Annotated in this window: 23 protein-coding genes and 1 riboswitch; of the genes, 13 read left to right on the top strand and 10 right to left on the bottom strand. The window is 38.0% G+C overall.

Features of this window, described 5'->3' with window-relative positions:
- Positions 1 to 2 precede the first annotated feature (2 nt).
- Positions 3 to 118: riboswitch (TPP riboswitch) on the top strand.
- 112 nt (positions 119 to 230) lie between these two features.
- Complete coding sequence (gene thiC / locus MHB74_RS25820; protein WP_061679357.1) at positions 231 to 1,991, top strand: phosphomethylpyrimidine synthase ThiC; 1,761 nt, start codon at positions 231 to 233, stop codon at positions 1,989 to 1,991.
- Between the two features lie 101 nt (positions 1,992 to 2,092).
- Here the strand turns inward: thiC and MHB74_RS25815 are convergent, their stop codons facing one another.
- The 3 genes from MHB74_RS25815 to cydA form a co-directional block, all read right to left on the bottom strand.
- On the bottom strand, positions 2,093 to 3,451 hold the full coding sequence (locus tag MHB74_RS25815) for an arsenic transporter (RefSeq protein WP_061679356.1): 1,359 nt from the start codon (positions 3,449 to 3,451) through the stop codon (positions 2,093 to 2,095).
- Positions 3,452 to 3,799: 348 nt separating this feature from the next.
- A complete protein-coding gene (locus MHB74_RS25810; RefSeq protein ID WP_000544166.1) occupies positions 3,800 to 4,825 on the bottom strand; it encodes a cytochrome d ubiquinol oxidase subunit II in 1,026 nt (341 codons plus the stop codon).
- Positions 4,818 to 6,173: a cytochrome ubiquinol oxidase subunit I gene (gene cydA, locus MHB74_RS25805; protein WP_061679355.1), complete on the bottom strand. Its 1,356-nt coding sequence runs from the start codon at positions 6,171 to 6,173 to the stop codon at positions 4,818 to 4,820. Before cydA ends, MHB74_RS25810 begins: the two co-directional genes overlap by 8 nt.
- 256 nt (positions 6,174 to 6,429) lie before the next feature.
- Here cydA and MHB74_RS25800 point away from each other — a divergent pair, with 256 nt between their 5' ends.
- Positions 6,430 to 6,579: a hypothetical protein gene (locus tag MHB74_RS25800; RefSeq protein WP_000283173.1), complete on the top strand. Its 150-nt coding sequence runs from the start codon at positions 6,430 to 6,432 to the stop codon at positions 6,577 to 6,579.
- Positions 6,580 to 6,670: 91 nt separating this feature from the next.
- Positions 6,671 to 7,756, top strand: coding sequence for a hypothetical protein (locus MHB74_RS25795; protein ID WP_061679354.1), 1,086 nt, complete (start codon positions 6,671 to 6,673; stop codon positions 7,754 to 7,756).
- 61 nt (positions 7,757 to 7,817) lie between these two features.
- Here MHB74_RS25795 and MHB74_RS25790 read toward each other — a convergent pair whose 3' ends face one another.
- Positions 7,818 to 8,702 carry a LysR family transcriptional regulator gene (locus MHB74_RS25790; RefSeq protein WP_061679353.1) on the bottom strand — a complete coding sequence of 295 codons (885 nt, stop codon included), beginning with the start codon at positions 8,700 to 8,702 and terminating at the stop codon, positions 7,818 to 7,820.
- Between the two features lie 135 nt (positions 8,703 to 8,837).
- On the opposite strand from MHB74_RS25790, the gene MHB74_RS25785 reads away from it, so the two are divergent.
- Positions 8,838 to 10,838: a YhgE/Pip domain-containing protein gene (locus MHB74_RS25785; protein ID WP_061679352.1), complete on the top strand. Its 2,001-nt coding sequence runs from the start codon at positions 8,838 to 8,840 to the stop codon at positions 10,836 to 10,838.
- 42 nt (positions 10,839 to 10,880) lie between these two features.
- Here MHB74_RS25785 and MHB74_RS25780 read toward each other — a convergent pair whose 3' ends face one another.
- From MHB74_RS25780 to MHB74_RS25770, 3 genes are all read right to left on the bottom strand, one after another.
- Entirely contained in the window at positions 10,881 to 11,261 is a 381-nt protein-coding gene (locus MHB74_RS25780) for a VOC family protein (RefSeq protein WP_000609849.1), read from the bottom strand.
- Between the two features lie 42 nt (positions 11,262 to 11,303).
- Positions 11,304 to 12,461, bottom strand: coding sequence for an acyltransferase (locus tag MHB74_RS25775; protein ID WP_061679351.1), 1,158 nt, complete (start codon positions 12,459 to 12,461; stop codon positions 11,304 to 11,306).
- A 249-nt stretch (positions 12,462 to 12,710) separates the two neighbouring features.
- Positions 12,711 to 13,928, bottom strand: a complete 1,218-nt coding sequence (locus tag MHB74_RS25770; protein WP_061679350.1) for a dicarboxylate/amino acid:cation symporter — start codon at positions 13,926 to 13,928, stop codon at positions 12,711 to 12,713.
- A gap of 222 nt (positions 13,929 to 14,150) precedes the next feature.
- On the opposite strand from MHB74_RS25770, the gene MHB74_RS25765 reads away from it, so the two are divergent.
- The 3 genes from MHB74_RS25765 to MHB74_RS25755 are packed head-to-tail and all read left to right on the top strand — an operon-like array spanning position 14,151 to position 16,096.
- Positions 14,151 to 14,453 carry a PTS sugar transporter subunit IIB gene (locus tag MHB74_RS25765; protein WP_061679349.1) on the top strand — a complete coding sequence of 101 codons (303 nt, stop codon included), beginning with the start codon at positions 14,151 to 14,153 and terminating at the stop codon, positions 14,451 to 14,453.
- 14 nt (positions 14,454 to 14,467) lie between these two features.
- Entirely contained in the window at positions 14,468 to 15,769 is a 1,302-nt protein-coding gene (gene celB / locus MHB74_RS25760) for a PTS cellobiose transporter subunit IIC (protein WP_061679348.1), read from the top strand.
- 9 nt (positions 15,770 to 15,778) lie between these two features.
- The gene (locus MHB74_RS25755; protein WP_061679347.1) at positions 15,779 to 16,096 is read left to right on the top strand and encodes a PTS lactose/cellobiose transporter subunit IIA; all 318 of its coding nucleotides are present in this window, start codon (positions 15,779 to 15,781) and stop codon (positions 16,094 to 16,096) included.
- A 110-nt stretch (positions 16,097 to 16,206) separates the two neighbouring features.
- On the opposite strand, the gene speD is transcribed toward MHB74_RS25755, so the two are convergent.
- Together speD and MHB74_RS25745 are read right to left on the bottom strand one after the other, a co-directional pair.
- The gene (gene speD / locus MHB74_RS25750; RefSeq protein WP_061679346.1) at positions 16,207 to 16,578 is read right to left on the bottom strand and encodes an adenosylmethionine decarboxylase; all 372 of its coding nucleotides are present in this window, start codon (positions 16,576 to 16,578) and stop codon (positions 16,207 to 16,209) included.
- Positions 16,579 to 16,605: 27 nt separating this feature from the next.
- Positions 16,606 to 17,664, bottom strand: coding sequence for a polyamine aminopropyltransferase (locus tag MHB74_RS25745; protein ID WP_061679345.1), 1,059 nt, complete (start codon positions 17,662 to 17,664; stop codon positions 16,606 to 16,608).
- Between the two features lie 396 nt (positions 17,665 to 18,060).
- Between MHB74_RS25745 and MHB74_RS25740 the strand changes: the two genes are divergently transcribed.
- The 5 genes from MHB74_RS25740 to chbG all read left to right on the top strand — a co-directional run bounded on the left by MHB74_RS25740 (position 18,061) and on the right by chbG (position 22,277).
- Positions 18,061 to 18,363 (top strand): PTS sugar transporter subunit IIB, encoded by a 303-nt coding sequence (locus tag MHB74_RS25740; protein WP_001023569.1) that lies wholly within the window; start codon positions 18,061 to 18,063, stop codon positions 18,361 to 18,363.
- A 16-nt stretch (positions 18,364 to 18,379) separates the two neighbouring features.
- Positions 18,380 to 19,687: a PTS cellobiose transporter subunit IIC gene (celB, locus tag MHB74_RS25735; RefSeq protein WP_061679344.1), complete on the top strand. Its 1,308-nt coding sequence runs from the start codon at positions 18,380 to 18,382 to the stop codon at positions 19,685 to 19,687.
- 183 nt (positions 19,688 to 19,870) lie between these two features.
- Positions 19,871 to 20,194, top strand: a complete 324-nt coding sequence (locus tag MHB74_RS25730; protein ID WP_000989050.1) for a PTS lactose/cellobiose transporter subunit IIA — start codon at positions 19,871 to 19,873, stop codon at positions 20,192 to 20,194.
- 3 nt (positions 20,195 to 20,197) lie between these two features.
- Positions 20,198 to 21,523 carry a 6-phospho-beta-glucosidase gene (celF, locus tag MHB74_RS25725; RefSeq protein ID WP_061679343.1) on the top strand — a complete coding sequence of 442 codons (1,326 nt, stop codon included), beginning with the start codon at positions 20,198 to 20,200 and terminating at the stop codon, positions 21,521 to 21,523.
- 49 nt (positions 21,524 to 21,572) lie between these two features.
- Positions 21,573 to 22,277 carry a chitin disaccharide deacetylase gene (gene chbG / locus MHB74_RS25720; RefSeq protein WP_061679342.1) on the top strand — a complete coding sequence of 235 codons (705 nt, stop codon included), beginning with the start codon at positions 21,573 to 21,575 and terminating at the stop codon, positions 22,275 to 22,277.
- Positions 22,278 to 22,318: 41 nt separating this feature from the next.
- On the opposite strand, the gene MHB74_RS25715 is transcribed toward chbG, so the two are convergent.
- A complete protein-coding gene (locus tag MHB74_RS25715) occupies positions 22,319 to 23,500 on the bottom strand; it encodes a chromate transporter (protein ID WP_061679341.1) in 1,182 nt (393 codons plus the stop codon).
- 189 nt (positions 23,501 to 23,689) lie between these two features.
- Between MHB74_RS25715 and exsM the strand changes: the two genes are divergently transcribed.
- Positions 23,690 to 24,103 carry an exosporium regulatory protein ExsM gene (exsM, locus tag MHB74_RS25710; protein WP_061679340.1) on the top strand — a complete coding sequence of 138 codons (414 nt, stop codon included), beginning with the start codon at positions 23,690 to 23,692 and terminating at the stop codon, positions 24,101 to 24,103.
- Positions 24,104 to 24,242 lie beyond the last annotated feature (139 nt).

Below are 24,242 nucleotides of genomic sequence, written 5' to 3'. Positions count from 1 at the left end.
CAGTGATAAACTAGGGGTGCCTAACGTATGCGTAGGCTGAGAGAGAAGCGTGTGAACTTCTTAACCCTTTGGACCTGATCTGGCTCGTACCAGCGTAGGGAAGTTAACGGCTTTACATAATGATGTCTTTATGAGCCAGGTCCTTATTTTTTTATGGACCTGGCTCTTTTTATTTTGGCATACGCTGGCCATATCTCGTCCTTGTCACGTACAGGGGGGCAACAAAGGTTATGAAACAGTCTGTTTCAGCTGAGCAAATTGAATTGAAATCGAGTTTACCAGGAAGTAAGAAAGTGTATGTGGATGGACCACGCACGGGTATGAAAGTGCCGATGCGCGAGATTGAACAAAGTGAAACGAACGGCATTCCGAATCCGCCAATACGTGTATATGATACGAGCGGTCCTTATACAGATCCTGCGTATAAAGTGGAGCTGGAAAAGGGAATTCCAACGCCGCGCCATTCTTGGATCTTGGAGCGCGGAGATGTAGAAGCATACGAAGGGCGCGAAGTGAAACCAGAGGATGACGGTGTTAAAGTGGCTTCGAAACATACACCTGTTTTTCCGCAAATGGATCGCCAGCCGCTTAGAGCAAAGCAAGGGGCAAACGTTACGCAAATGCATTATGCACGCAATGGTATCATTACGTCTGAGATGGAATATGTTGCGATTCGCGAAGGAGTAGAGCCTGAGTTTGTTCGTAAGGAAATCGCGGAAGGCCGTGCCATTTTACCAGCGAATATTAACCATCCGGAAGCAGAGCCGATGATTATCGGACGTAATTTCCACGTGAAGGTTAATGCAAATATCGGAAACTCTGCTGTATCTTCTTCTATTGCAGAAGAAGTAGAGAAGATGACGTGGGCAACGCGCTGGGGTGCAGATACGATTATGGATTTATCTACAGGTAAAAATATTCATACGACGCGTGAGTGGATTATTCGTAACGCGCCTGTACCAGTCGGAACTGTACCGATCTATCAAGCGCTGGAAAAAGTAAACGGAATTGCAGAAGATTTAACGTGGGAAGTGTATCGTGATACGTTAATTGAGCAAGCGGAGCAAGGTGTTGATTACTTTACGATTCACGCAGGCGTATTACTTCGTTACATTCCGATTACTGCAAAGCGTACGACAGGTATCGTTTCACGTGGTGGTTCAATTATGGCACAGTGGTGTTTATTCCATCATAAAGAAAACTTCTTATACACTCATTTTGAAGAGATATGTGAAATTATGAAGCAGTACGACGTTTCGTTCTCTCTTGGAGATGGATTACGTCCAGGTTCGATTGCAGATGCAAATGACGAAGCGCAGTTTTCTGAGCTTGAAACACTTGGTGAATTAACGAAGATTGCTTGGAAACATGATGTGCAAGTGATGATTGAAGGACCTGGGCATGTACCGATGCATTTAATTAAAGAGAATATGGAGAAAGAACTTGATATTTGTCAGGGCGCGCCGTTCTATACACTTGGGCCGTTAACGACAGATATTGCACCAGGCTATGACCATATTACATCCGCAATTGGGGCTGCAATGATTGGCTGGTTTGGAACGGCGATGCTTTGTTATGTAACGCCGAAAGAACATTTAGGTTTACCGAATAAAGATGATGTTCGCGAGGGAGTTATTACCTACAAAATCGCTGCGCATGCGGCTGATCTTGCGAAAGGGCACAAAACGGCTCATCAGCGTGATGATGCACTTTCAAAAGCTCGCTTTGAATTCCGTTGGCGCGATCAATTTAATTTATCTTTAGATCCTGAACGTGCGATGGAATACCACGATGAAACATTGCCAGCAGAAGGCGCGAAAACAGCTCATTTCTGCTCCATGTGTGGACCGAAGTTTTGTAGTATGAGAATTTCACATGATATTCGTGAATATGCGAAAGAAAATGATTTAGAAACGACAGAAGCAATTGAAAAAGGAATGAAAGCGAAAGCAAAAGAATTTAAAGACACTGGTAGTCATTTATACCAATAACACGTTACACCTCTTTACTTGATTGATCACACTGTAGTACCTAACTTAAATATAGAAGAAGCCCGCTTTGCTAAGACGGTAGCAAAGCGGGCTTCTATTGTCTATAAGGCGAAGAAGAGGTGTACCCAGTAGTATAAGAGGAATAATGTGACGACTGTTGTGAGAGGGATAACGATAAGGGATACACTTAAATAGTCTTTCCATTTTACTTTAATTTTGTTTTGTTTCAGGATATACATCCAAATGAGGGAAGCTAGCGTACCGATTGGTAATAATAGTGAACCGATGTCACTACCAATAATGTTTGCGAGGTAGATAGTTTTTAATGTGACTGGGTCTAGTCCCATTTCTGTTAATGTGATTGTACCAATCATAAGTGCAGGATGGTTATTGAAGACGTTAGAGAGGAGGGAGACGAGTCCACCCATTGCAAAGCTAGCATAGAGTAGATGTTGACTTACAACTGGTTCAAGCCAATTTACAAGCGCCGCTGTTAATCCTGCGTTGTGAAGCCCGTAAATAATGACGTACATAGAGAATGCGAAAATTAAAATGTGCCACGGTGTCTTTTTCAAAATATCGACAGGGTTTGTTCGTAAGTAGTACCATCTCCAGATGAGAAGAGTGAGTGAACCGAGTACAGCAACAATTTCGATTGGGATCGATAAGAAGGATGCAACGAATAGAAGACAGCGCATAAGGAAGACGAAGCCTAATACTTTTAACATAAATTTTGTACGTTTTTGTTTCGTATCAACAGAATTTTTTCCTTTTAACGGATGGAAGTTTTTCGTGAAGAAAATTTCTTCAATATCATATGAAGAAACAGGTAATCTTTCTGGTAGCTTTTTCTTTAAAACTGTATACATAAGCCATGACATAAATAGTAGTCCTAATGTTGCTGGTACAAACATCATTGCTGTGTGCATATAAAGAGTCATATGAACGATATTTAATGCGATTAAGTTTACGATATTACTTACACCGATTGGTGCACTAGAGGCAGTGGCGATTAAAGCGCCGCTTAATAAATAAGGGATTTGTTGATGAGGTTTTAATTTAAGATTTCTCAGTAGTAAAATTAGGATTGGTGTTGTAATTAAAATACTACCGTCGTTATTGAATAAAAGAGTCATAAGAAAACAAAGTAATTGAATGTACCAGTATAAGCGGCGACCGGAGCCTTTTGCTAAGTTTGCGAGTTTCGCTGCGGACCAGTGGAAGAAACCGAAACTCTCTAATATAACCGCCATAACGATGGTCGCTAATATTGTTATGGAGGCACCGCCAATTTTACTAATAATGTCCACGACGTCTGGTCTTGATACAAGTCCAGTAATCAGGATAATGCCAGCGCCAATTGCTGCTGGCCACGCCTCATTTAAACCACGAGGTCGCCAAAAGATAACAATCATCGTTAAGAAGAATACAATAATAGTAATCCATATTTCAATGCTCATATTTTTCCTACCTTTCTATTTTCCCTTGAACAAGTAGCTTGTCTCAAGTTTGTATTGATAGTATATTCAGCAAAAAATAGGAAGAACTAGACGTATAATAGAATAAAGTGAATATGTGTTTTTCAAGCGAAAGGACAAGTGTCACGAATAGTGAAATAACTATTGTGAGAGGAGTCTATAAATTGTGGGGGCAGTAAGATAGTAAATGAAATTTATATGGGTGATTGTGGAGATATATTGGCGCAACGCAAAATATATCAGCGGTTTTTAAAATATATCGACTTATCGAAAAAACATGACAAAAGGAGCCCATCCCAAAATGCCTTTTGGAACAGACTCCCCACTATATTATTTTTCCTTCAAAAAAGTTCGATCCTTCAAGAATAAATTCCAGAAGAAAATAAATCCTGGTAGTAAAATTGCGATTCCAATTGCGTATAGAATAAGTAATGCATAGAATGTTTCTGTCGTTGTAAAACTTGTAAATACAGTTACATCAGGATAAATAATATACGGTAAATGCGCGACACCGTAAGCGTAACTTGCAAATGCATATTGAGCAACGACTGCTAAAACGGCGATGCGAGGGTATCCTAGTGTGCCATACTTCTTGTTTGTCCACCAAAGAGAAGAGTACCCGATAACGAATAAAACGATAGAAACTGTAAACCATGGGAATTGCTTTATGAGTCCTTGCATAAGCCAGTGTGTTTCCGGATCCATTACAACGAGGGCAATAATCGCCGTAACGAGTGTTGCAGGACCAAGGATGATGGCGTTTCTTCTATAAATTCTATACGAATCTTCTGAACCTTGCTCTCTCGCAAAATCAGCAAGAAAGAGAGAGGAGAGAAATAGTTCCGAAGTTAGTCCGAAGAGCATATAGCAGTAGATAACCGGGCTAGAAAGAAGTTTTCCATATAGAAGTACTTCTTTTCCTTCAGACATTGTAATATAAGCTCCCTCTGTAACGGGTAAAACGGTAATTAATAAGGCTGGAATTAAGAGCCCAGTAATACCTGAAATCACCCGAAGGAGGAATTGATACTTTGGCAGAGAGTAGGCAAATACCATGAATGTACTACGAATTGCGATGAGTATTAAAATTAACATAACTGGCACGAACATCACTGTCGCAAGGGTGAAAGCAGCTTTCGGAAAGAAGCCAAGAAAAGCGACAACGACAAAGACGAGAAATGTATTTGTTACTTCCCAAGTTGGTGATAAGTACCGATTGGCAAGCTTGGCAGCGAGCGTTGGATGTTTTGCGTATACCATGCCCCAAAAACCTGCTCCAAAATCGATGGACCCTAATATACTGTATACGAAAATAAGAGCCCATAAGATGATGATTGCAATACTTTCCTCATGCACGAGAATCGCCTCCTTCGTGATGTAAATCATTTGTAAGCGGATGTTTCTTAAAGAATGTCCGTAGTACAAAAACTGTTAAAATACCGAGTCCGATATATAAAATGATGAATAGAATAAATAAAGGACCGACAAAATCAGCGCGTGTAGAAGCGTCGACTGTACGTTGCATACCATAAATGGTCCAAGGTTGACGACCACTACAGCTGAAAATCCATCCGAATTCAATACCGAGCATCATAATTGGTCCACATGCGGCAGCTCCCCAAAGAAGCCACTTCGGTAATTCTGTTCCTTTTTTTCGGTAAACAAAGTACCAATATAAGAGGGCAATTGCTGCAACTGCAAAAGTAAAGGCAGCGGTGCCGACCATTAAGTTGAATAGTGTATGTGTATAAAATGGTGGCCATGTTTCTTGTGGGAATTCCTTGAGTCCTTTTACGACGGTGCTAGGATCGAGTCCCACTAGTAGGCTAAGCATGTTCGGAATTTCTAGTGCATAGTTTAGTTCAAGTGTGTTAGGATCTACAACTCCGCCAATTGATAACGGTGCATGTGATGTTGTTTCAAATAAAGCTTCAGCAGATGCAAGTTTTTCAGGGGAATGCTTATGTAAGGCAATCGCCGATTCGTGTCCCGAAAGCCACATCGTAGCACCTGTAATAAATGTCACGACGAGACCTAACAGTAGTCCCTTTTTATGATATGCTACTTCACGTTTACTTAAATTCTTCTTTAATAATTTAAATCCAGCGATAGAGGCAATGACGGCAGCTCCAGTTGTATAGGCTGTAATCACAACGTGGAATGCGCTTGTGCCAAAACTCGGGTTAAAGAAAGCTTTCCACGGATCAACGTTAAAAACGGATCCATCTGGCCCCATTGAAAAGCCTGCGGGTGTATTCATCCATGTATTTGCTGATGTAATAAGCACGGCAGATGCCGTGGCACCAATCATGACGAAGAATAGCGAGATTAATCTCATGAATGGAGGTAGTTTATCAGCTGCATATACATAAATGGACATGAACAAAGCCTCTAAAAAGAAGGCGAAAATCTCAATTTGAAAGGGAACAGAAATTACCTGCCCAACAATTTTGGCAAAACCAGGCCAAAGAAGTGAGATTTGCACACCAACAATTGTTCCAGTTGGAATTGCTACACCGAGAAGTATGGCAAACGCCTTTGTCCATCTTTTCGCCATAATGGCGTAATCGGAATCTTTCTTCCAGTGATAGAGTATTTCACTTATAAAAATCATCAATGAAAGTCCCACGCCAAGTGTTGCAAAGATAATGTGGAATGCTAATGAAGAACCAAAAAATGCTCTTGCTAATGTTACCGTATCCATATGTAAACTCCTCTTCTTTTTTGCCATTATTTTCTGATTGAATTGGAAGATTTATTCAAAAAAACTACCAAAAATATATATGTATTTAAAAAGTGGATATGGTAATATGTTGATTGAATATTCTAAATAAAAAGAAGTTAATGTTTAATAATATTTTGTTTGTTTTTTAGTAAGGAATATTTTATAATCTTTTATGCGAACATAAGTTCTGTTTTTTGGAAGCGAAGAAGTTTATGTGAAATGGAGAGGATGTTTTATGTATCCTGAAGTCATTAAAAAGATGGCATTTTCAAAAGAGCATAGAGATTTATTATTGAAGCTGTATAATAAAGAAATTACGCGTCGTGAATATGATCGACTTGTAGCATCGCTATATAGACCTTCTAAAGAGGCTTGTGAGGGATAGAGGAACGGGAGACAATCTAATAGATTGTCTTTTTTAAATTTGCGTATGTTCTGGTAAAATTAAGGTTAGCCTTAATGGGGAGGTGAAAAGATTGCGGAAACGTTTATATATAGGGATTGGATTTGTTCTCTTAATTGCTTTAGGTGGCATTGTATTTTGGTCAGCTATACAAGGAAACCGTACAGAACATTTTATTTTAAGACATATGGTAAATGAAAATGGGACGCTTGCCACATATCGTTTAGCGGATACAAAGGCAGGTACGGGTGAAGCAAAAGGCCGTGAAGCTTTATCGGAATCAGCAGGACTATGGCTACAATATACACTCGATAAAGACGATCAAGCGTTATTCGATGAACAAGTTAAGGTTATTCAAAATAGCTTTGTACATAAGGATCACATTGTTATATGGAAAATCTCTGAAAAGGGAGAAATGCAGTCAGCTACAAATGCACTTATAGATGATCTTCGTATTATAGAACAATTATATCGTGCTTATGAGATGTATAAGGAGGAGCGTTATAAAAACTTAGCAGATCAATTGAGTGACGCTGTAATTCGTTATAATAAGAAAGATAATTATTACGTTGATTATTATGATGCAGATGCAGGGAAACAAAATAATTTTGCAACTACATCATACTTAAATCCGCACGCATTCTCGTATATGAAGAAGTACGGTAAAGTTTCTGCACAGCAATATCAGGAAGTCGTTCAATTTTTAGCGGATTATCCAAGGCATGGCTGGGCATTCCCAAAAGAGTATAAAGAAGATGGTACATTTACGTACGATAAAGAAGTGAATCTTATTGACCAATCATACGTTGCGTACCATCGAAGTTTAGGTGGCCTTTCATCAGATGCTTATTTGGAATTTATAAAGAAGAAATTCCAGGAGGATGGAAAGCTATACGGTCGTTACAATTTAGAAACGGGAAAACAAACTGTGAATTATGAATCGCCAGCCGCTTACGGACTAACGATCTTGTACGTACTACAAACAGGTGATACAAAGTTTGCAAAGGAATTATATGATCATATGGTCACATTCCGAAATGATAATGTATTTAGTAGATATTACGGTGGATACGTAACAGGTGAAAATAATAATACGCACATTTTTGATAACGTATTGCCACTTTTAGCGGAAATAGAATTGGAGAAGAATAAAAAATAGAAGGTGCTATCCCCTTTTGGGGTGGCGCCTTCTATTTGTGTCGTTATTTATGGATATAATTTTACACCTTAATATTAGAGAAGTATTCAATCACAAATTTACGGAATTGCTGAGCAGTTTTCGATAAGTAGCGTTTCTTCGACCAACTTAAGCCGATAGTTCGCTCGCAATTTGGTTCAATAATACGTAACTTATTTAATGCTAAAGTAGAGTTTTTTAATAAAGTTAAACTTGGGACAAAGGCGATGCCGAGACCTTGCTTAATGAGGTCGCTAATCACGGTTGGTTCATCTACTTCGAAAGCGATATGTGGAGTGAAACCAGCTTCCTTGCAAAATTCATCTGTTAAGTGCCGAAATCCGTAACCAGTGTTCATACTAATAAATGGTTCATCTTTTACCTCATGCAGATGGATGCTTTCACGTCCTGATAAACGATGACCTGAAGGGACGACTAAGAAAATTTCTTCTGTAATAAGTGGTTCCCACATAATTTCCTCGCCTTCAATTGGTACAGAAGAAATGCAAAAGTCAATTTCTATATTATCTAGTTGTCGCTTCATAGAAGGAGTAGATGCGAGAAATTGTTGGAAGCGAACGTTAGGATGCTCTAGTAAAAAAGAACCGAGTAGTTCTGGTAATATTCTTGGAATAGAAACCGCCAGTGTAATAGAGCTTTGTTGTAATTCAGCTAAATCTTTAATTTCTCGTTCACCTTCACTTAATTCATGGAAAATGCGCTCTACTCGTTTTAAAAATACTTTTCCAAAAGAGTTTAATGTAATCTGTCGACCTTGGCGATCAAATAACGGGACGCCTAAGTCCTTTTCTAATCTAGCGATTGTTTTGCTGAGTGAAGGTTGTGCGATATGCAATTCTTCAGCGGCTTTCGTCATATGTTCTAATCGTGCGACTGTCTGAAAGTATTTTAGTTGAAGAAGTTCCATTTTGACGCTCCTTTCTATAGACCAAAAGGAATGAATTGATAATTAAAGATGTATTATACAGTATGGAAAGTGGCGTGTATAGTAAATCTGTTAAACCATTCTAATGGTGTTAAATTAGGAGAAGGAGTATGTTTCATGAATGGAATTCAACTTATATTTAAAGATTGGAAAGCGATGTGGCACCATAAACATGGACGTATCGCTTTAATTTTTTTATTAATCGTTCCTTTAATTTATTCAGGATTCTTTTTAGCTGGATATTGGGATCCATATGGAAAATTAGATAAATTACCTGTTGCGATTGTAAATTTAGATAAGGGTGCTGCGATGGATGAAAAAACAATTCATGCAGGGGACGATTTTGTAAAAAATTTAAAAGAGAATAAGGAACTAGCTTTTCATTTCGTATCAGAAAAAAATGCGGATGAAGGGTTAAAAGAAGATAAGTATTATATGGTTGTTACGATTCCAGAGGATTTCTCTCAAAAGGTAAGTACACTTATGGATGAGAAACCAGAGCCAGCGCAGCTTCAGTACAAAGTAAATCCAGGTAAAAACTTTGTAGCAGCTCAAATTGGAACGACAGCTGTTGAAAATATGAAAACAAAAATTTCAAATAGTATTACGAAATCTTATACAGAAGGTGTCTTTTCAAAGTTCCAAGACTTAGCACAAGGATTGAGTGATGCAAGTAATGGTGCTGAGAAGTTACATGAAGGAACGACAGATGCAAGAAATGGGGCCAATCAGCTTGCAGATGGTATTCATCGTTTAAGTAACGGGACATCAAAAGTGAAAGAGGGAAGTGAAAAACTTGCTGATAGCCAATCAGCCTTAACTGGCGGAGCAAACGAGCTGAGTCAAGGAGCGACCTCACTTCATAGTGGTATGGAATTATTAGCACAAGGTGAAAAAACTTTACAATCAGGGGTTAGTGAATTAAGTGCTGGTACAAATGAATGGATGAATGGAAGTGAGAAGCTTGCTGAAGGGCAAGTGAAGGCGGACAATGCAGCGAATAGTGTAAAACAACAACTAGAAGAGTACGTGAAAAGTCATCCAGAAGTGCAGCAAGATCCTGCTTTTCAAAAGATCATTGCTACTTCTAATGGATTAGCTAAAGCAACAAAAACTTTAAATAATAGCCAACAACAATTGACACAAGGTGCGCAGAAGCTTGTGGCTGGTCAGCATCAGGTTGAAGAAGGCATGCATACATTTGGAGTTAAATTAAATGAGGCTACTACTGGAACGAAAAAGATTGCAGATGGTGCGGGGAATTTAGCTGATGGACTTACGAAGTGGGGAAGTGGATTTACATCATTACAAGAAGGTGTAAATCAGCTTGCGAGTGGCGGAACAGAGCTAAATAACGGTGCTGGTAAGTTAACAAGTGGACTTGTTAAACTTGACGATGGTGCGAAAGAACTCTCTATGAAATTGGGAGAGGGCGCAGAGAAGATAGGGAATATTCGCAATGATGATGCACGTAATACGATGTTCTCAGAGCCGATTCAATTAGTGAAGTCGACAGTTTCTGATGTGCCTAATTACGGTTCAGGTATTGCACCATATTTCTTATCACTTGCATTTTATGTTGGCGGAATTATGGCATCAAATATTTTACCTCTTGGCCGTAGACAAAATATGAAGGTAAGCGGAACGGTACATTTTATTAATAAACTAGGACTGGTATATGTAATTGGACTTATTCAAGCATTACTTGTGGATGTGGTTGTGCTAGGAGTTATGAAATTAGAAGTTGCAAGTGTGCCACTCTTTGTTTTATCAAGTATCGTTATTTCCTTTACGTTCATGACGTTTATTCTTATGTTAGTAACGGTATTTGGTCTTGTTGGGAAATTCTTAGCGGTAACGCTTCTCGTCTTGCAATTAGCGACGAGCGGGGGGACTTTCCCAGGAGAATTAAATATAGCTGTTCTTAGCAAAATTGGACAATTTCTTCCAATGTCCCATTCTCTTAGAGGGCTACAAGATGTGATTTCTTTAGGAGATTGGTCTCAATTACAAATACAAATTTTAATATTGTTATGCTATCTCGTTGTTGCTGGCGGAATTGCTTGGATCACGAGTCATATACAACATAAGGAAACGAATGCAGAACAAGTTTCTTAAAATGAAAGAAGCTATCCGTTTTTTTTTCGGATAGCTTCTTTTTTATTTGCGCTGCATTACCGCAAAGTAATTGTTTTCATTATCAGCAAAGTTGAATGCTCTACCTGTAGGTAAATCTACAACTTGTCCAACTGTAACGTTTTTCTCAGAAAGATCTTTATACAGTTGATCTAAGTTATTAGAGAAGAACATAAGTGAAGGCGTATTTAAGTTTAATTCAGGTTGCATCTTCGCAATTAACGCTTTATCGTGAAGGACGATGCTTGTGCCTCCTTCTTTCGTTGGTGCAATTTCAATCCAGCGAAAGCCTTGTCCGTTATTTTCTTCCGCAATAATTTGGAATCCTACTGTCTCAGTCCAAAATTGTACTGCTTCATCTTGATTATTTACATATAACATAATTTGTCCAATTTGATTAATCATAGGTGTGTCCTACTTTCTTTTCTTGTATGGAGTTCTATTATATCAAAGATATGGTTTGAATACCTTTTCGTGATTTTTCCGAAGTACAATCTTAGCCCATTTCACATTTTTCGTAGGAGAAGGTCCTGTAATCCACGTATGCAATGGTAGTGTACTACAAATGACCATTGCTGAAATTGAGAGTGTGGCCGTTATTATAAATAATAATAGGCTATATAATATTGTGTTTTCTTGCTGTGTGAATAAAGAAAGAAATTTTGTACATAGTTGTAAGAAGAAAAAATGAGCTAAATAGGCACCATACGTGTAATTCCCGATAAATCGTAAAGCTTTATATAAGAAACCGCGTCGCTGTACAATTGTAATAGACAGCACGTAAAGTATAATAATTTCGCAGACGATATATAAAAACATAGACGGTTTTAAATAAGTCGAAACGGTTAAATGAATAGAGTTTGCTCCGTAAAAACTAAATAACTCATAATTGATGAATAAAAATAAGATGAAAAATAATATTGTAATAAGCGGGATATGTTTCATGACAAATGTACGCCACGTTTTTAATGCGACAGCAGCGATTCCTCCCATGACGAAATAGAATGAGTAGAACAAGAAGGAACGATCTGTATAATGTAAAATGGTTGAGCTAGTCAATTTCTCTCCATTAAAAATGTAGTGAGAAGAATACCACATTAAGAGGAAATATAGAGAAGCAAAGATGGTCATATATTTATATATGTCTTTTTTATTTTCAGTTCGTTTTTGAAACCAATAAAATAGTGTACATAGTAAAGGGAACAATAAGTGAATTTGGAACATCATAATCACGTACCAAAGATGGGGTGCAGCTGTTCCGAGTAATAAACTTTTTATACCACTTTGTAGTGTAATCATATCGTTTGTTGTTAATAAGTAAAGAATAGACCAGAAGAAATAAGGAATGAGTAAATGTGCGGATTTTTCATAAATATATTCTGTGTAGGCTAGTTGCTTCGTATATTGCCGAATTAAGTGAAAGCCGACGATAAATATGAATGCAGGTGCTGAAAACTTTGCAAGGTTAAATAGCATGCCCATAATGAGGGATTGCTCAAGTAAGACATTTCCTTGATTCATTGTATATAATAAGGAACTTTGCAAAACGACAGCAAGGAATGCGATGCTTTGCAAAACTTTAAATTCTGGTGCGCTTTGAGTCATTAGATCCATCTCCTTTTCCATACATGATTATAGTACGGAGAATGGATGATGGGTGTGGAATATTTGTGAAGATTATAACAAATTTGTGGCGGAATAGATTATATCGACGATTTTTCGGATATATCGTTCATAACTTCAAATATATCAACGGTTTTTTCAATATATCGACGTTTCGACAAGGGATATCGACTTATCAACAAATAACGACAAAAAGAGGATGCTCCAAATGAGCATCCTCTTTCTATTTTATTAAGCAAATTTGTTTTTGATCCAGTTCTTACCTTCTACAAGGCGAGCTGTCATTACGGCACAAGCGTTATCTGCTGTTACGTTTAACACTGTTGCAGGAGGATCAATGATTGTACTAATTGCTGCGATAATTGGCAATGCTTCTGGCGGGAAGCCGTATAGAGAAACGATTAACATTTCACCAATCATACCGCCGCCTGGAATAGCGCCCATTACTGTTCCTACTAATAGAGAAACAACAAGTGCGATTGCTAATGTTTTCGGTCCTTCGAATTCCATGTTGAAAATACCGAATAAGAAAGCAATTTTTAGTACGCCGCCTAAAACAGATCCGTCTTTATGAAGTGTAGATCCAAGAAGGACAACTGTTTCACGAACGTCAGAAGAGATACCCATTTTCTTCGTTGCTTCCAAGTTCGCTGGAATACTAGCAGCACTACTACAAGTTGCAAGTGATGTAACTGTAGGGGATACCATGTTCTTCCAAAATACTTGTACACCTTGTTTACGACCTGCAAGGTATGCATAGAACGTGAAGAATACAAAGAAGTAAATGAGAGACGCTGGATAGTATACCATTGCTGCTCGGAAGTAAGTTCCAAGAAGTTGTGGTCCGAATTCACCAACTAATGCTGCGAAGTAAGCAGCAAGTCCGATTGGAGCGTAGTACATAATGAAAGATACAACTTTCATTGAAATTTCTGCACCAGCTTGTAAGAATGTAGCGAATGGTTTTCCTTTTTCACCAACTGCTGAAGTTGCAACCCCCATTAAAATAGAGAAGAAAATAAGAGCTAACATATTTTCACGAGATAGTAACTTCGAGAAGTCAGATACTGTTATAATACCAACGATTTGATCTGCAACACTAACTGCCTTTTCAGCTTTATCAGGCTGCGTTAGTTCCAATACAACACCTTGTGCTGGCGGGAATACTTTCACGACAATAATCATAAAAATAGCAGCTAAAATACTTGTAAATAAGAAAGTCCCAGCCATACTAGACATAATTTTACCGAAACGTTTTAATCCATCCATATTAGCAATAGATGACGCGATGCTAAAGAACACTAACGGTACAACAATCGTAAACATTAAGTTTAAGAAAATGTCACCAAGCGGCTTTAAAGCAACTGCATCGGCACCCATGAAATAACCAATGAAACCACCAATTAGGATAGAAGATAATAAAATAAGTGGAAAGCGATACGCCTTCATAAATATATCCTCCTATCAATTAAAAAAATCATACTGAATTATTATAGCGAGTTAGAGCCCTCTTTACTAGGAGAATAATGATAGATGGAATAGCGTGAAAACCGAGAAATTTTTGTTTTTAAGCTCGGCATACAGCAGGCAATCTAGACATATATATTTGTAACCTAGTGGTGGCAAGGATGCGCCGTAATTTAGGTTTGGAAAAAGGGGGAGGGAAAAGGGATGAATATTTTACTTTGCTGTGCAGCGGGAATGTCTTCCAGTTTGATTGTTACTAAAATGGAGAAAGCAGCAGAGGCAAAAGGGATAGAGGTAAAGATTTGGGCAGTCTCAGGTTCTGAAGTAAATAGTCACATAGATGAAGCTGATGTGCTTTTACTTGGACCGCAAGTACGTTATTTATTACCGAAAATGAAAGAGTTATGTAAGGAGAAGGGAGTACCTGTTGATGTCATTCAATCTGCCCATTACGGGCTTTGTAATGGAGAAGCTATCTTACAAGCAGCTTTGTCAATGAAACCATGAGGAGAGTGGGATAGATGATACGGTTTTTAGAGAAATATGTAATGCCAGTAGCGGGAAAGGTTGCAGAGCAGAGGCATTTGCAAGCAATTCGTGATGGAATTATTTTGACGATGCCTTTCTTAATTATTGGATCATTTTTCCTTATCATTAGTGCGCTACCAATACCAGGGTATAATGATTTTATGGCAGGTTTGTTTGGGGAGAATTGGCAAAGGGCTTTGGGGTATCCAGTTAGTGCAACTTTTAATATAATGGCTTTAATAGCTGTTTTTGGAATCGCTTACAGGCTTGGTGAGTATTATAAAGTAGATGCTCTAGCATCTGGTGCATTATCGCTTGTAACCTTCTTACTTGCAACTCCCTTTCAAGTTGCATATATTGTTCCGGGTACGAAAGAAAGTATACTGGTAGATGGAGTAATTCCAGCGGCATTAATGGGAAGCCAAGGTTTATTTGTAGCGATGATTATTGCAATTATATCTACTGAAATATACCGATTTATTGTGCAGAAAAAGATGATTATAAAGATGCCTGAGACAGTTCCACCAGCAGTAACGCGTTCATTTGCAGCACTTATTCCGGGATTTATTGTTGTGACAGTTGTTTGGATCATTAGATTAATCTTTGAACACACGACTTTTGGTAGTATTCATAATGTTGTAGGGAAGTTGTTGCAAGAGCCACTTAGTATACTGGGAGCTAGTCTTTGGGGGGCAGTAATTGCAGTTATCATTGTTCATGTTCTTTGGGCGTGCGGAATTCATGGTGCTGCAATTGTTGGTGGTGTAATGAGCCCAATTTGGTTATCGTTAATGGATCAAAACCGAGTTGCTTTTCAAGCGGGTCAAGATGTACCGAATACGATTACCGCACAGTTTTTTGATTTGTGGATTTATATGGGCGGTTCAGGTGCGACACTGGCTTTAGTTGTCGGAATGTTATTATTTGCGCGAAGTCAGCAATTAAAAAGTATAGGTCGATTGTCGATTGCACCTGGTATTTTCAATATTAATGAAATGGTAACTTTCGGTATGCCAATTGTCATGAACCCACTGTTACTAATTCCATTTATAGTAGTTCCGGTTGTATTAACGATTGTTTCTTACTTTGCGATGGAATGGGGGCTAGTTGCCCGTCCGAGCGGAGCTGCTGTACCTTGGACGACACCGATTCTGTTTAGTGGATATTTGGGATCAGGCGGAAAAATTTCAGGTGTTATTTTGCAACTCGTTAACTTTGCACTAGCATTCTTCATTTATTTACCGTTCTTAAAAATATGGGATAAACAAAAGTTGGCGGAAGAAAAGGGGGAGTAAAGAACTAAAATGGATACGATAGAAACGAAGGCTTTTCATTTAATTTTGCATGGGGGAAATGCACGAAGTTGTTCCATGGAAGCAATTGATTGCGCAAAGCGTGGAGAATTTATAGAAGCAGAAGCGAAATTACAAGAAGCATTAGAGGAATTAAAAGAGGCGCACCGTGTACAAACGGAGCTCATACAGAAAGAAGCTGGTGGTGAAAAGACCGAAGTTACCCTTCTGATGGTGCACGCGCAAGATCATTTAATGAATGCAATTACGGTGAAGGAATTAGCGAGTGAATTTGTAGAATTATATAGGAAGATGTCAGTATCGGAATGAACCTTGCGTATGCAAGGTTTTTTTATGTATGTGTCGGTACCATCAGTGGAATGCTTGTTCCACTGATGGTATTTACAATCCTCCTTTTTATAAATGAGTAAGGTTGATATTTAATCGGTAGTAACAATCTCTCCTATACCACGAATTAGTTTTTTTATATTCATCTTATTTGGTTTTAATATACTCACGATGTAATCAATCGCTATTTGTGGTTCAACGGTCGTACCGCACGTGTAACAGTCGATGGCTGCAAAGTTTTTTTCTGGATAAGTGTGAATAGAAAGGTGGCTTTCAGATAGTAAAACTAAAATAGTAACACCATGCGGATCGAATTCTTTTGCACTTACGTTTAAAACATGGGCACCAGAACAATTTGCAGCGGCAACTAAATGATATTCTAAAAAGTGAACATCATCTAATAGAGAAAAGTCTACTCCCCATAAATCTACTATTATATGCTTGCCGAAAGTAGAGTATTCCATAAGGTAGCACTCCTCACTATAATATCGTCAAAACTCCATTTCCTTTTTGTAACATTCGTGTAGGATAAGGTTCGATTCTGAATTTACAAGATCTTGGTTACGATGTTCTAAATGTTCTTCTTTAAATTGAAACAAAGGAGCAAGAAGAGAAGGTAATGTTCGAGGAGTTGGCACAATATATAATTGCTCAATTTGATCGAGTATATAGGCAGAGTTAGCAGCAATATGAAATCCCCAGTCAGTTCCGAAAGAAGGAACGATTGTATGATAACTTTTCACAGTCAATCCAGCATGTTCAATTGTATTACCAATACTCCAATAAACAAGAGGTGCATCAGCAGGAGAATTAGATTGGCAGACGAATGCTCCGTCTTCTGTTAAAAATGTAGATATACGAGTGAATAATTCACTTGTATATAAAGTACTTAATAACTCTGTTGCTGGATCTGGAAAATCAATAATAATGACATCGTATAAGGATGAAGGAGAATTTAGAAACTCTTTCGCATCACATACGTGCACATTTACACGACTATCAAAAAATGCACTTTGATTTAAAGAAACTATCTCCGGAACAGTACGTGCCATATTAATCATTGCCTCGTCTAAATCAACAAGGTCCACATGTAGCACAGTTTCATATTTCAAAACCTCTCGTAAGGCAAGACCATCGCCACCACCTAATATGAGAACACGCTTTGGATCAATTACTTTTGACATAATCGGATGAACGAGTGCTTCATGATAAATTTGCTCATCGACGGAACTAAATTGTAGTTGCTTGTCCAAATATAAACGAACATCGCTAACTTGTAACAAAGTAATATTTTGATAATTACTTTGTTCTGCAAATAAATTTGTATGTTCGCTAGCTTGTATTTCTGTTAGCGAAATTTCATCCCATATATCTAAGTTATATGAGTTTGTTTCTATTATAGGTTCCGATTGCTCTTTTTTGTCTTGCTTATTTTCTATTTTCTCTCGTTCTAGTTCAAATTTGTCAGAGTCTAATTCAGAACGCTTGTCTTTTTTATAGCTTGTTATTCTATAAATCTTTCTTTTGTTCTGTTTTCTATGTTTTGGCATAGGAATCCCCTTTCGAATTGTGTTATTTTATTCTATGTAATTTAGTAGAGTTTGATTGGACAATAGATAGAAGAGTGTGTTTAAGAGAGGTCTATTTTTCACTAGATTTTCACGTTTTTAAAAATTTTTTAGTGTTTTTTTGTTTTAAACACAACTATACAACTAAACACTAATCTATTTTCATACAGTTATGTGTTAAAAGCGTGTTGTTTTATAACACACTGTGTGTTTTTTAGGTGACACACTAATTGAAAGCGTTAACACACAAAGAAAACAGTCGAAAAAGTGCTGATTTTAGTGATTTTAAAAAGTTGGCACGCTAATTGCATTAATAAATAGCGTAAAGAAAAATAAATAACATATAAATTTTTTATACTACACAAGGGGGATTTTCAAATGAATATTTTATTATGTTGCTCAGCAGGGATGTCTACAAGTTTACTAGTTACAAAAATGGAAGCGGCTGCAAAAGCTCGCGGTCTAGAAGGAAAGATTTGGGCTGTATCTGGGGATGCAGTAAAAACAAATATCGATCAAGCAGATGTATTATTACTAGGACCACAAGTTCGTTACATGCTTTCTTCAATGAAAACGCTTGCCGATGAGAGAAATGTTGGAATCGATGTTATCAATCCAATGCACTACGGCATGATGAATGGAGAAGCAGTTTTAGATCACGCATTAACACTTAAAAAATAATTAGGGGGGAAGCGAAATGCAAAAGTTTATTGCATTTATGGAGAAGTATATTGTTCCTGTCGCTGGTAAAATCGGATCGCAACGTCACTTAGCTGCGATCCGTGATGGATTTATTGCAGTTATGCCACTTATTTTAGTTGGTGCACTGGCATCACTAATTAATGGTTTTCCGTCTGAAGTTTTCCAAGATTTCATGAAAGGTTTGTTTGGTGAAACGTGGAAACAAGTTGGCGGTGGAATGTGGACTGGTTCTTTCGCAATTCTAGCACTAATCATAGCATTTACAACAAGTTATAACTTAGCAAAATCTTACGGCGTTGATGGTTTGTCAGCAGGTATTATTTCATTTGGTGCGTTAATTATTCTTACGCCAACAACACCGAAAGAAGGCGGATTGAACTTAGCTTGGACAGGTGCACAAGGGCTATTCGTAGCAATTATCGTGGCACTTCTTGTTACTGAGGTATTCCGTTTCTTTGTACAAAGAAACATTACTTTTAAAATGCCTGATGGAGTACCACCAGCAGTTTTAAGATCTTTCGCAGCTATAGTTCCAGCATTTGTTATCTTAACAGTAGTTGCAGGTATTCAATTAGCAGTGAAATTAGCTGGTACAAGTGTTCATGAATTTATTTTTAATACGATTCAATCACCACTGCAAAGTTTAGCAGGGACATTACCAAGTGCAATTATCATTGTAATCCTTGTTCATCTTCTTTGGTTCTTCGGTTTACATGGGCCAAATATCGTTGGTGGTATTATTGAGCCATTATACTTACCGGCATTAGAGAAAAATATGAAGTTATTCCAAGGTGGTACATCTGCATTTGATGTTCCAAATATTATTACAAAACCATTCTTTGATACTTTCGTATATCTTGGTGGTTCTGGTGCAACATTAGCATTCTTAGTAGTGGTATTACTTGTAGCAAAAAGTGCACAATTACGCGGTGTATCTCGCTTATCAATTGGACCTGGTGCATTTAACATTAACGAACCAGTAATCTTTGGTACACCAATTATTTTAAATCCAATTTTATTCTTACCGTTTATCGTAACACCAATTGTATTAGTAATTACTTCCTATACAGCTATATCTATTGGATGGGTACCAAAAACAGTTGTGATGATTCCATGGGCAACACCACCAATTATTAGTGGTTATCTTGTAACAGGTGGACATCTTTCAGGTGCAATTCTACAGTTATTCAACTTTGTAATTGCGATGGTAATCTACTATCCATTCGTTGTATTATGCGACCGTTCTGTTGTTCGTACTGAAAAAGCAGCAGCACAAGGAAATAATAACTCTGTACCTATGTAACACAGTAATTGTTCTCACAGATAACATTATCTGTGAGAACAATTACCTTTATATCATGTTCAGAAAGATGAGACCCATCTACAAGAACACCAAACTATCATTCATAAAATAATAATTTAATAGAAATGTTCAAACTGAAGGGGTATTTCAATCGGTTGAACCATAATAGAGAGGGCGGTAATTATGATGACTACAGCAGAACAAATTCCATTCCAATTAATTTTAAATAGTGGTAATGCACGAAGCTTTGCAATGGAGGCACTTCAATTTGCCAAACAGGGGAAAATGGCAGAGGCTGATGAAGCGATGGTAAAGGCGAAAGAAGCGATTAATGAAGCGCATCATTTCCAAACAGAGCTCATACAATCAGAAGCAAGAGGAGAAAAAACAGAGATTAGTGTTCTTTTAATTCACGCACAAGATCATTTAATGAATGCGATTACAGTGAAAGAATTAGCAGCAGAATTTATTGACCTTTATAAAAAGTTAGAAGCGAAAGGGGAATAAAGCATGACTGGAATTAAAATTGCTACAATCGGCGGTGGATCTAGTTATACACCAGAGTTAATTGAAGGATTTATTAAGCGTTATGATGAGCTTCCTGTTCGTGAAATTTGGTTAGTAGATATCGAGGCAGGAAAAGAAAAGTTAGAAATCGTTGGTAACTTAGCGAAACGTATGGTGAAAAAATCTGGTTTACCAATCGAGGTGCATTTAACACTTGATCGCCGTGAAGCATTAAAAGGTGCTGACTTCGTAACAACGCAGCTTCGCGTAGGTTTATTAGAAGCTCGTGCAAAAGATGAAGCAATCCCGTTAAAATATGATGTGATCGGTCAGGAAACGAATGGTCCTGGTGGTTTATTCAAAGCGCTGAGAACGATTCCTGTTATTTTAGATATTTGTAAGGATATGGAGGAGCTTTGTCCAAATGCATGGTTAATTAACTTCGCGAACCCAGCAGGTATGGTAACAGAAGCTGTCCTTCGTTATACAAATATTCAAAGAGTAGTTGGTCTATGTAACGTTCCAATCGGAATCCGCATGGGTCTTGCAAGATTACTTGAAGTAGATGCAAGTCGTGTCCACGTTGATTTTGCAGGTTTAAATCATATGGTATACGGACTAGATGTATACTTGGATGGCGTGAGTGTAATGGATCGTGTATTAGAGCTTGTAACAGATCCAGAAAAGCAAATTACGATGGAAAATATTGCAGCGCTTAACTGGGAGCCAGACTTTATTCGCGGCCTTCGTGCAATTCCATGTCCATACCACCGTTATTACTACAAAACACGTGAAATGTTAGAAGAAGAGAAAGAAGCTTCAGTTGAAAAAGGTACACGTGCAGAAGTAGTAAAACAATTAGAAGATGATTTATTCGAGTTATATAAAGACCCGGACTTAGATATTAAACCACCACAATTAGAAAAACGTGGCGGCGCTTATTATAGTGACGCAGCATGTAGTTTAATTACATCTATTTACAATAATAAAGGTGATATCCAGCCTGTTAATACACGAAACAACGGAACGATTGCAAGCTTACCAGATGATTCAGCTGTTGAAGTGAACTGTATTATTACGAAAGAAGGTCCAAAACCAATTGCAGTTGGAGATCTTCCCGTACCAGTTCGCGGCTTAGTACAGCAAATTAAATCATTTGAGCGCACAACAATTGAAGCTGCTGTTACAGGTGATTATCATAAAGCGCTGCTTGCTATGACAATTAATCCACTTGTACCATCAGATAAGGTTGCAAAACAAATTTTAGATGAAATGTTGGAAGCACATAAAGAATATCTTCCACAGTTCTTCAAAAAGGTAGAGAAATAAAGCGGCGCTATTTAGCCCGCTTTTTTTTATTTCGATAGGAGGTATTACGATGATTAAGTTAATTGTAAACGCAGATGATTTCGGTCTTACAGAAGGTACAAATTACGGCATTATTGATGGGCATATAAATGGACTTGTAAATTCAACGACGATGATGATGAATATGCCAGGGACAGAGCATGCGGTACGCTTAGCGAAAGAGCATAACCTACTCGGAGTAGGCGTACATCTCGTATTAACAGCAGGGAAACCGCTTCTTGGAGACGTACCATCACTTGTAAGTAGCGATGGATTGTTTCATAAACAAAGCGTCGTATGGAAAGGGAATGTAAACCCAGAAGAAGTCGAGCGAGAATGGACTGCTCAAATTGAGAAGTTCTTATCTTACGGATTAACACCAACTCATTTAGATAGTCACCATCACGTGCACGGCTTACCGATTTTGCACGATGTTCTTGAGAGATTAGCGGCTACATATAATGTTCCGATTCGTCGTTGTGAGAAAGAGCGAGCGGTACGCCCATTTTCTGACGTATTTTACAGTGACTTTTACGCGTATGGTGTGACGGAAGATTACTTTGTGAAGTTAAAAGAAAGAGTACAAGATGAACAAACGGTAGAAATTATGGTTCATCCAGCTTATATTGATCCAGAGCTTGTGAAGCGTTCTTCTTACGTAATGGATCGTGTGAAAGAATTGCGCATTTTAACGGAGAGTGAGTTGCCTGAAGGAATAGAACTTGTGAAGTTTTAATAGAAAAACGACGGCTATATCATGCCGTCGTTTTTTTGTACTTACAAGATGGATAGAATATATCCGCCGAAGGCTCCGAGTATAACGATAACCCAAGGTGGTGTTTTCCAAAAAGCGAGCAAGCAAAATAGAAGAGACGCAAAAACAAAATCTACAGCGTTCATAATGGTGCTTGTCCAAATAGGATCATAAAAAGCTGCTAATAAAATACCAACAACAGCTGCATTGACCCCAAGTAGTGCACCTTGTATGAAAGGTATTTTTCTTACACTATCCCAAAATGGTAAAACACCAATAACGAGTAAGAAAGCAGGAAGAAAGATCGCGATTGTTGCGAGTGTGGCTCCAAGCGTCCCATTTAACACTGCTCCTATATAAGAGGCGAATGTAAATAGTGGGCCTGGTACGGCTTGTGTTAATCCGTATCCAGCTAGGAACTGTTCTTTCGTCAGCATTCCGTTTTGTACGAACTCACCTTCAAGAAGGGGAAGCACGACGTGTCCGCCTCCAAATACAAGTGCACCAGAGCGATAAAAACTATCAAATAAAGCGATGTAATAGGAGAACGGTCTTAATATTGGTAGCAGCAGTAATAGTCCAAAGAATAAGACGAGACAAGAAACTGCTATCTTTTTTGAAATAGGTACTTTTATATGTTGAGATTGGCTAATTGGTTGGTTGCGATATAAAAACCAGCCGATAAAGCCAGATATTATAATGAGGATAACTTGTGTCCAGCTACTTGGCCATAATAAGGCGATTGCGGCAGTTACAATCGCAATCGTCGCGCGATTTCGGTCTGGCGTTAATTTTTGCGCCATTCCCCATATGGCATGAGCAACAATAGCGACTGCTACAAGTTTTAATCCGTGAATCCAGCCAGCGCTTCCAAGATCGAACTGATTAAGGAACGAGGCGAAGAAAACCAAAACAAGCACAGACGGTAAAGTGAATCCAATCCATGAAATAATAGCTCCTAATACCCCGCCCCTTAATAATCCAATCCCCATACCGACTTGACTGCTAGCAGGACCGGGAAGGAATTGGCACAGTGCTACTAAATCTCCATAGCTTCTCTCATCCATCCATTTTCTTTTTTGTATGTATTCATGGTGGAAATAGCCAAGATGGGCGACAGGACCACCAAATGAAGTAAGTCCTAATTTAAATGATACGAGAAAAATCTCTAATAATGTTTGAAAAGTGTATTTGTTATTTTTCAAAATAACCTCCTAGAATGTGTTTCTAAGTGCATTATACAAGAGGTAGTAAAGCAAAGGGAACGATTCTAATGTAAAGATTGTGTGAATCTTTTCTTCGTAATTAAAACTTGAAAAAGTCATAAATGATTATGTATAAACCATAAAGTAGTAGAAGTAGTGCTGGGAAATTTATATGAGGAGAATGCCCGTATGACAACACATTTCTTTGCGAGGTTAACAGGCAAGAGGGAAATACCTCCTGTAAATACAGAAGCTTATGGTGTAACAGAGTTTATATTTAGTGATGATTTAAAGAAATTACAATATCGGGTCATATTGAAAAACATCGAAAAAGTTACATCATGCAAAATTCATTTAGGGAAATCGGATCAAATTGGTCCAGTTGTTTTAAATTTGTTTGGTCCGCTAAAGCAAGGTATTAGTGTAAGTGAAGGAGTCGTGACGGGTGTAGTTAATGTGGAGGATTTTGAAGGGCCTTTACAGGGGAGAGCGTTTGATAGCTTATTGCAAGAAATCATTCAGGCGAATGTATATGTAAATGTGTATACGAAGTCCAATAAGAAGGGTGAAATCAGGGGGAGAATCAGGAAGGTAAAGAAGTAGAAAAAGGGCTGTCCATATTTTGGAACAGCCTTTTCTGCTATAAGGTGCAAATTGTAGCGATTATTGCCGGTAAATCGATATATTTGAAAAAGCGCTGATATAATTCGTGTTACGGTCGATATACTTAAACAACTGCCTC

Source organism: Bacillus sp. FSL K6-0069, assembly GCF_038007785.1.
GTDB lineage: Bacteria > Bacillota > Bacilli > Bacillales > Bacillaceae_G > Bacillus_A > Bacillus_A mobilis.
This window is presented reverse-complemented; position numbering and strand designations above follow the sequence as displayed.

Bases quoted from the DNA above. Each gene is read 5' to 3' on its own strand.
- thiC (WP_061679357.1), top strand. From the start codon at position 231: ATGAAACAGTCTGTTTCAGCTGAGCAAATTGAATTGAAATCGAGTTTA.
- MHB74_RS25815 (WP_061679356.1), bottom strand. From the start codon at position 3,451: ATGAGCATTGAAATATGGATTACTATTATTGTATTCTTCTTAACGATG.
- cydA (WP_061679355.1), bottom strand. From the start codon at position 6,173: ATGGATACGGTAACATTAGCAAGAGCATTTTTTGGTTCTTCATTAGCA.
- MHB74_RS25800 (WP_000283173.1), top strand. From the start codon at position 6,430: ATGTATCCTGAAGTCATTAAAAAGATGGCATTTTCAAAAGAGCATAGA.
- MHB74_RS25790 (WP_061679353.1), bottom strand. From the start codon at position 8,702: ATGGAACTTCTTCAACTAAAATACTTTCAGACAGTCGCACGATTAGAA.
- MHB74_RS25785 (WP_061679352.1), top strand. From the start codon at position 8,838: ATGAATGGAATTCAACTTATATTTAAAGATTGGAAAGCGATGTGGCAC.
- MHB74_RS25780 (WP_000609849.1), bottom strand. From the start codon at position 11,261: ATGATTAATCAAATTGGACAAATTATGTTATATGTAAATAATCAAGAT.
- MHB74_RS25775 (WP_061679351.1), bottom strand. From the start codon at position 12,461: ATGACTCAAAGCGCACCAGAATTTAAAGTTTTGCAAAGCATCGCATTC.
- MHB74_RS25770 (WP_061679350.1), bottom strand. From the start codon at position 13,928: ATGAAGGCGTATCGCTTTCCACTTATTTTATTATCTTCTATCCTAATT.
- MHB74_RS25765 (WP_061679349.1), top strand. From the start codon at position 14,151: ATGAATATTTTACTTTGCTGTGCAGCGGGAATGTCTTCCAGTTTGATT.
- celB (WP_061679348.1), top strand. From the start codon at position 14,468: ATGATACGGTTTTTAGAGAAATATGTAATGCCAGTAGCGGGAAAGGTT.
- MHB74_RS25755 (WP_061679347.1), top strand. From the start codon at position 15,779: ATGGATACGATAGAAACGAAGGCTTTTCATTTAATTTTGCATGGGGGA.
- speD (WP_061679346.1), bottom strand. From the start codon at position 16,578: ATGGAATACTCTACTTTCGGCAAGCATATAATAGTAGATTTATGGGGA.
- MHB74_RS25745 (WP_061679345.1), bottom strand. From the start codon at position 17,664: ATGCCAAAACATAGAAAACAGAACAAAAGAAAGATTTATAGAATAACA.
- MHB74_RS25740 (WP_001023569.1), top strand. From the start codon at position 18,061: ATGAATATTTTATTATGTTGCTCAGCAGGGATGTCTACAAGTTTACTA.
- celB (WP_061679344.1), top strand. From the start codon at position 18,380: ATGCAAAAGTTTATTGCATTTATGGAGAAGTATATTGTTCCTGTCGCT.
- MHB74_RS25730 (WP_000989050.1), top strand. From the start codon at position 19,871: ATGATGACTACAGCAGAACAAATTCCATTCCAATTAATTTTAAATAGT.
- celF (WP_061679343.1), top strand. From the start codon at position 20,198: ATGACTGGAATTAAAATTGCTACAATCGGCGGTGGATCTAGTTATACA.
- chbG (WP_061679342.1), top strand. From the start codon at position 21,573: ATGATTAAGTTAATTGTAAACGCAGATGATTTCGGTCTTACAGAAGGT.
- exsM (WP_061679340.1), top strand. From the start codon at position 23,690: ATGACAACACATTTCTTTGCGAGGTTAACAGGCAAGAGGGAAATACCT.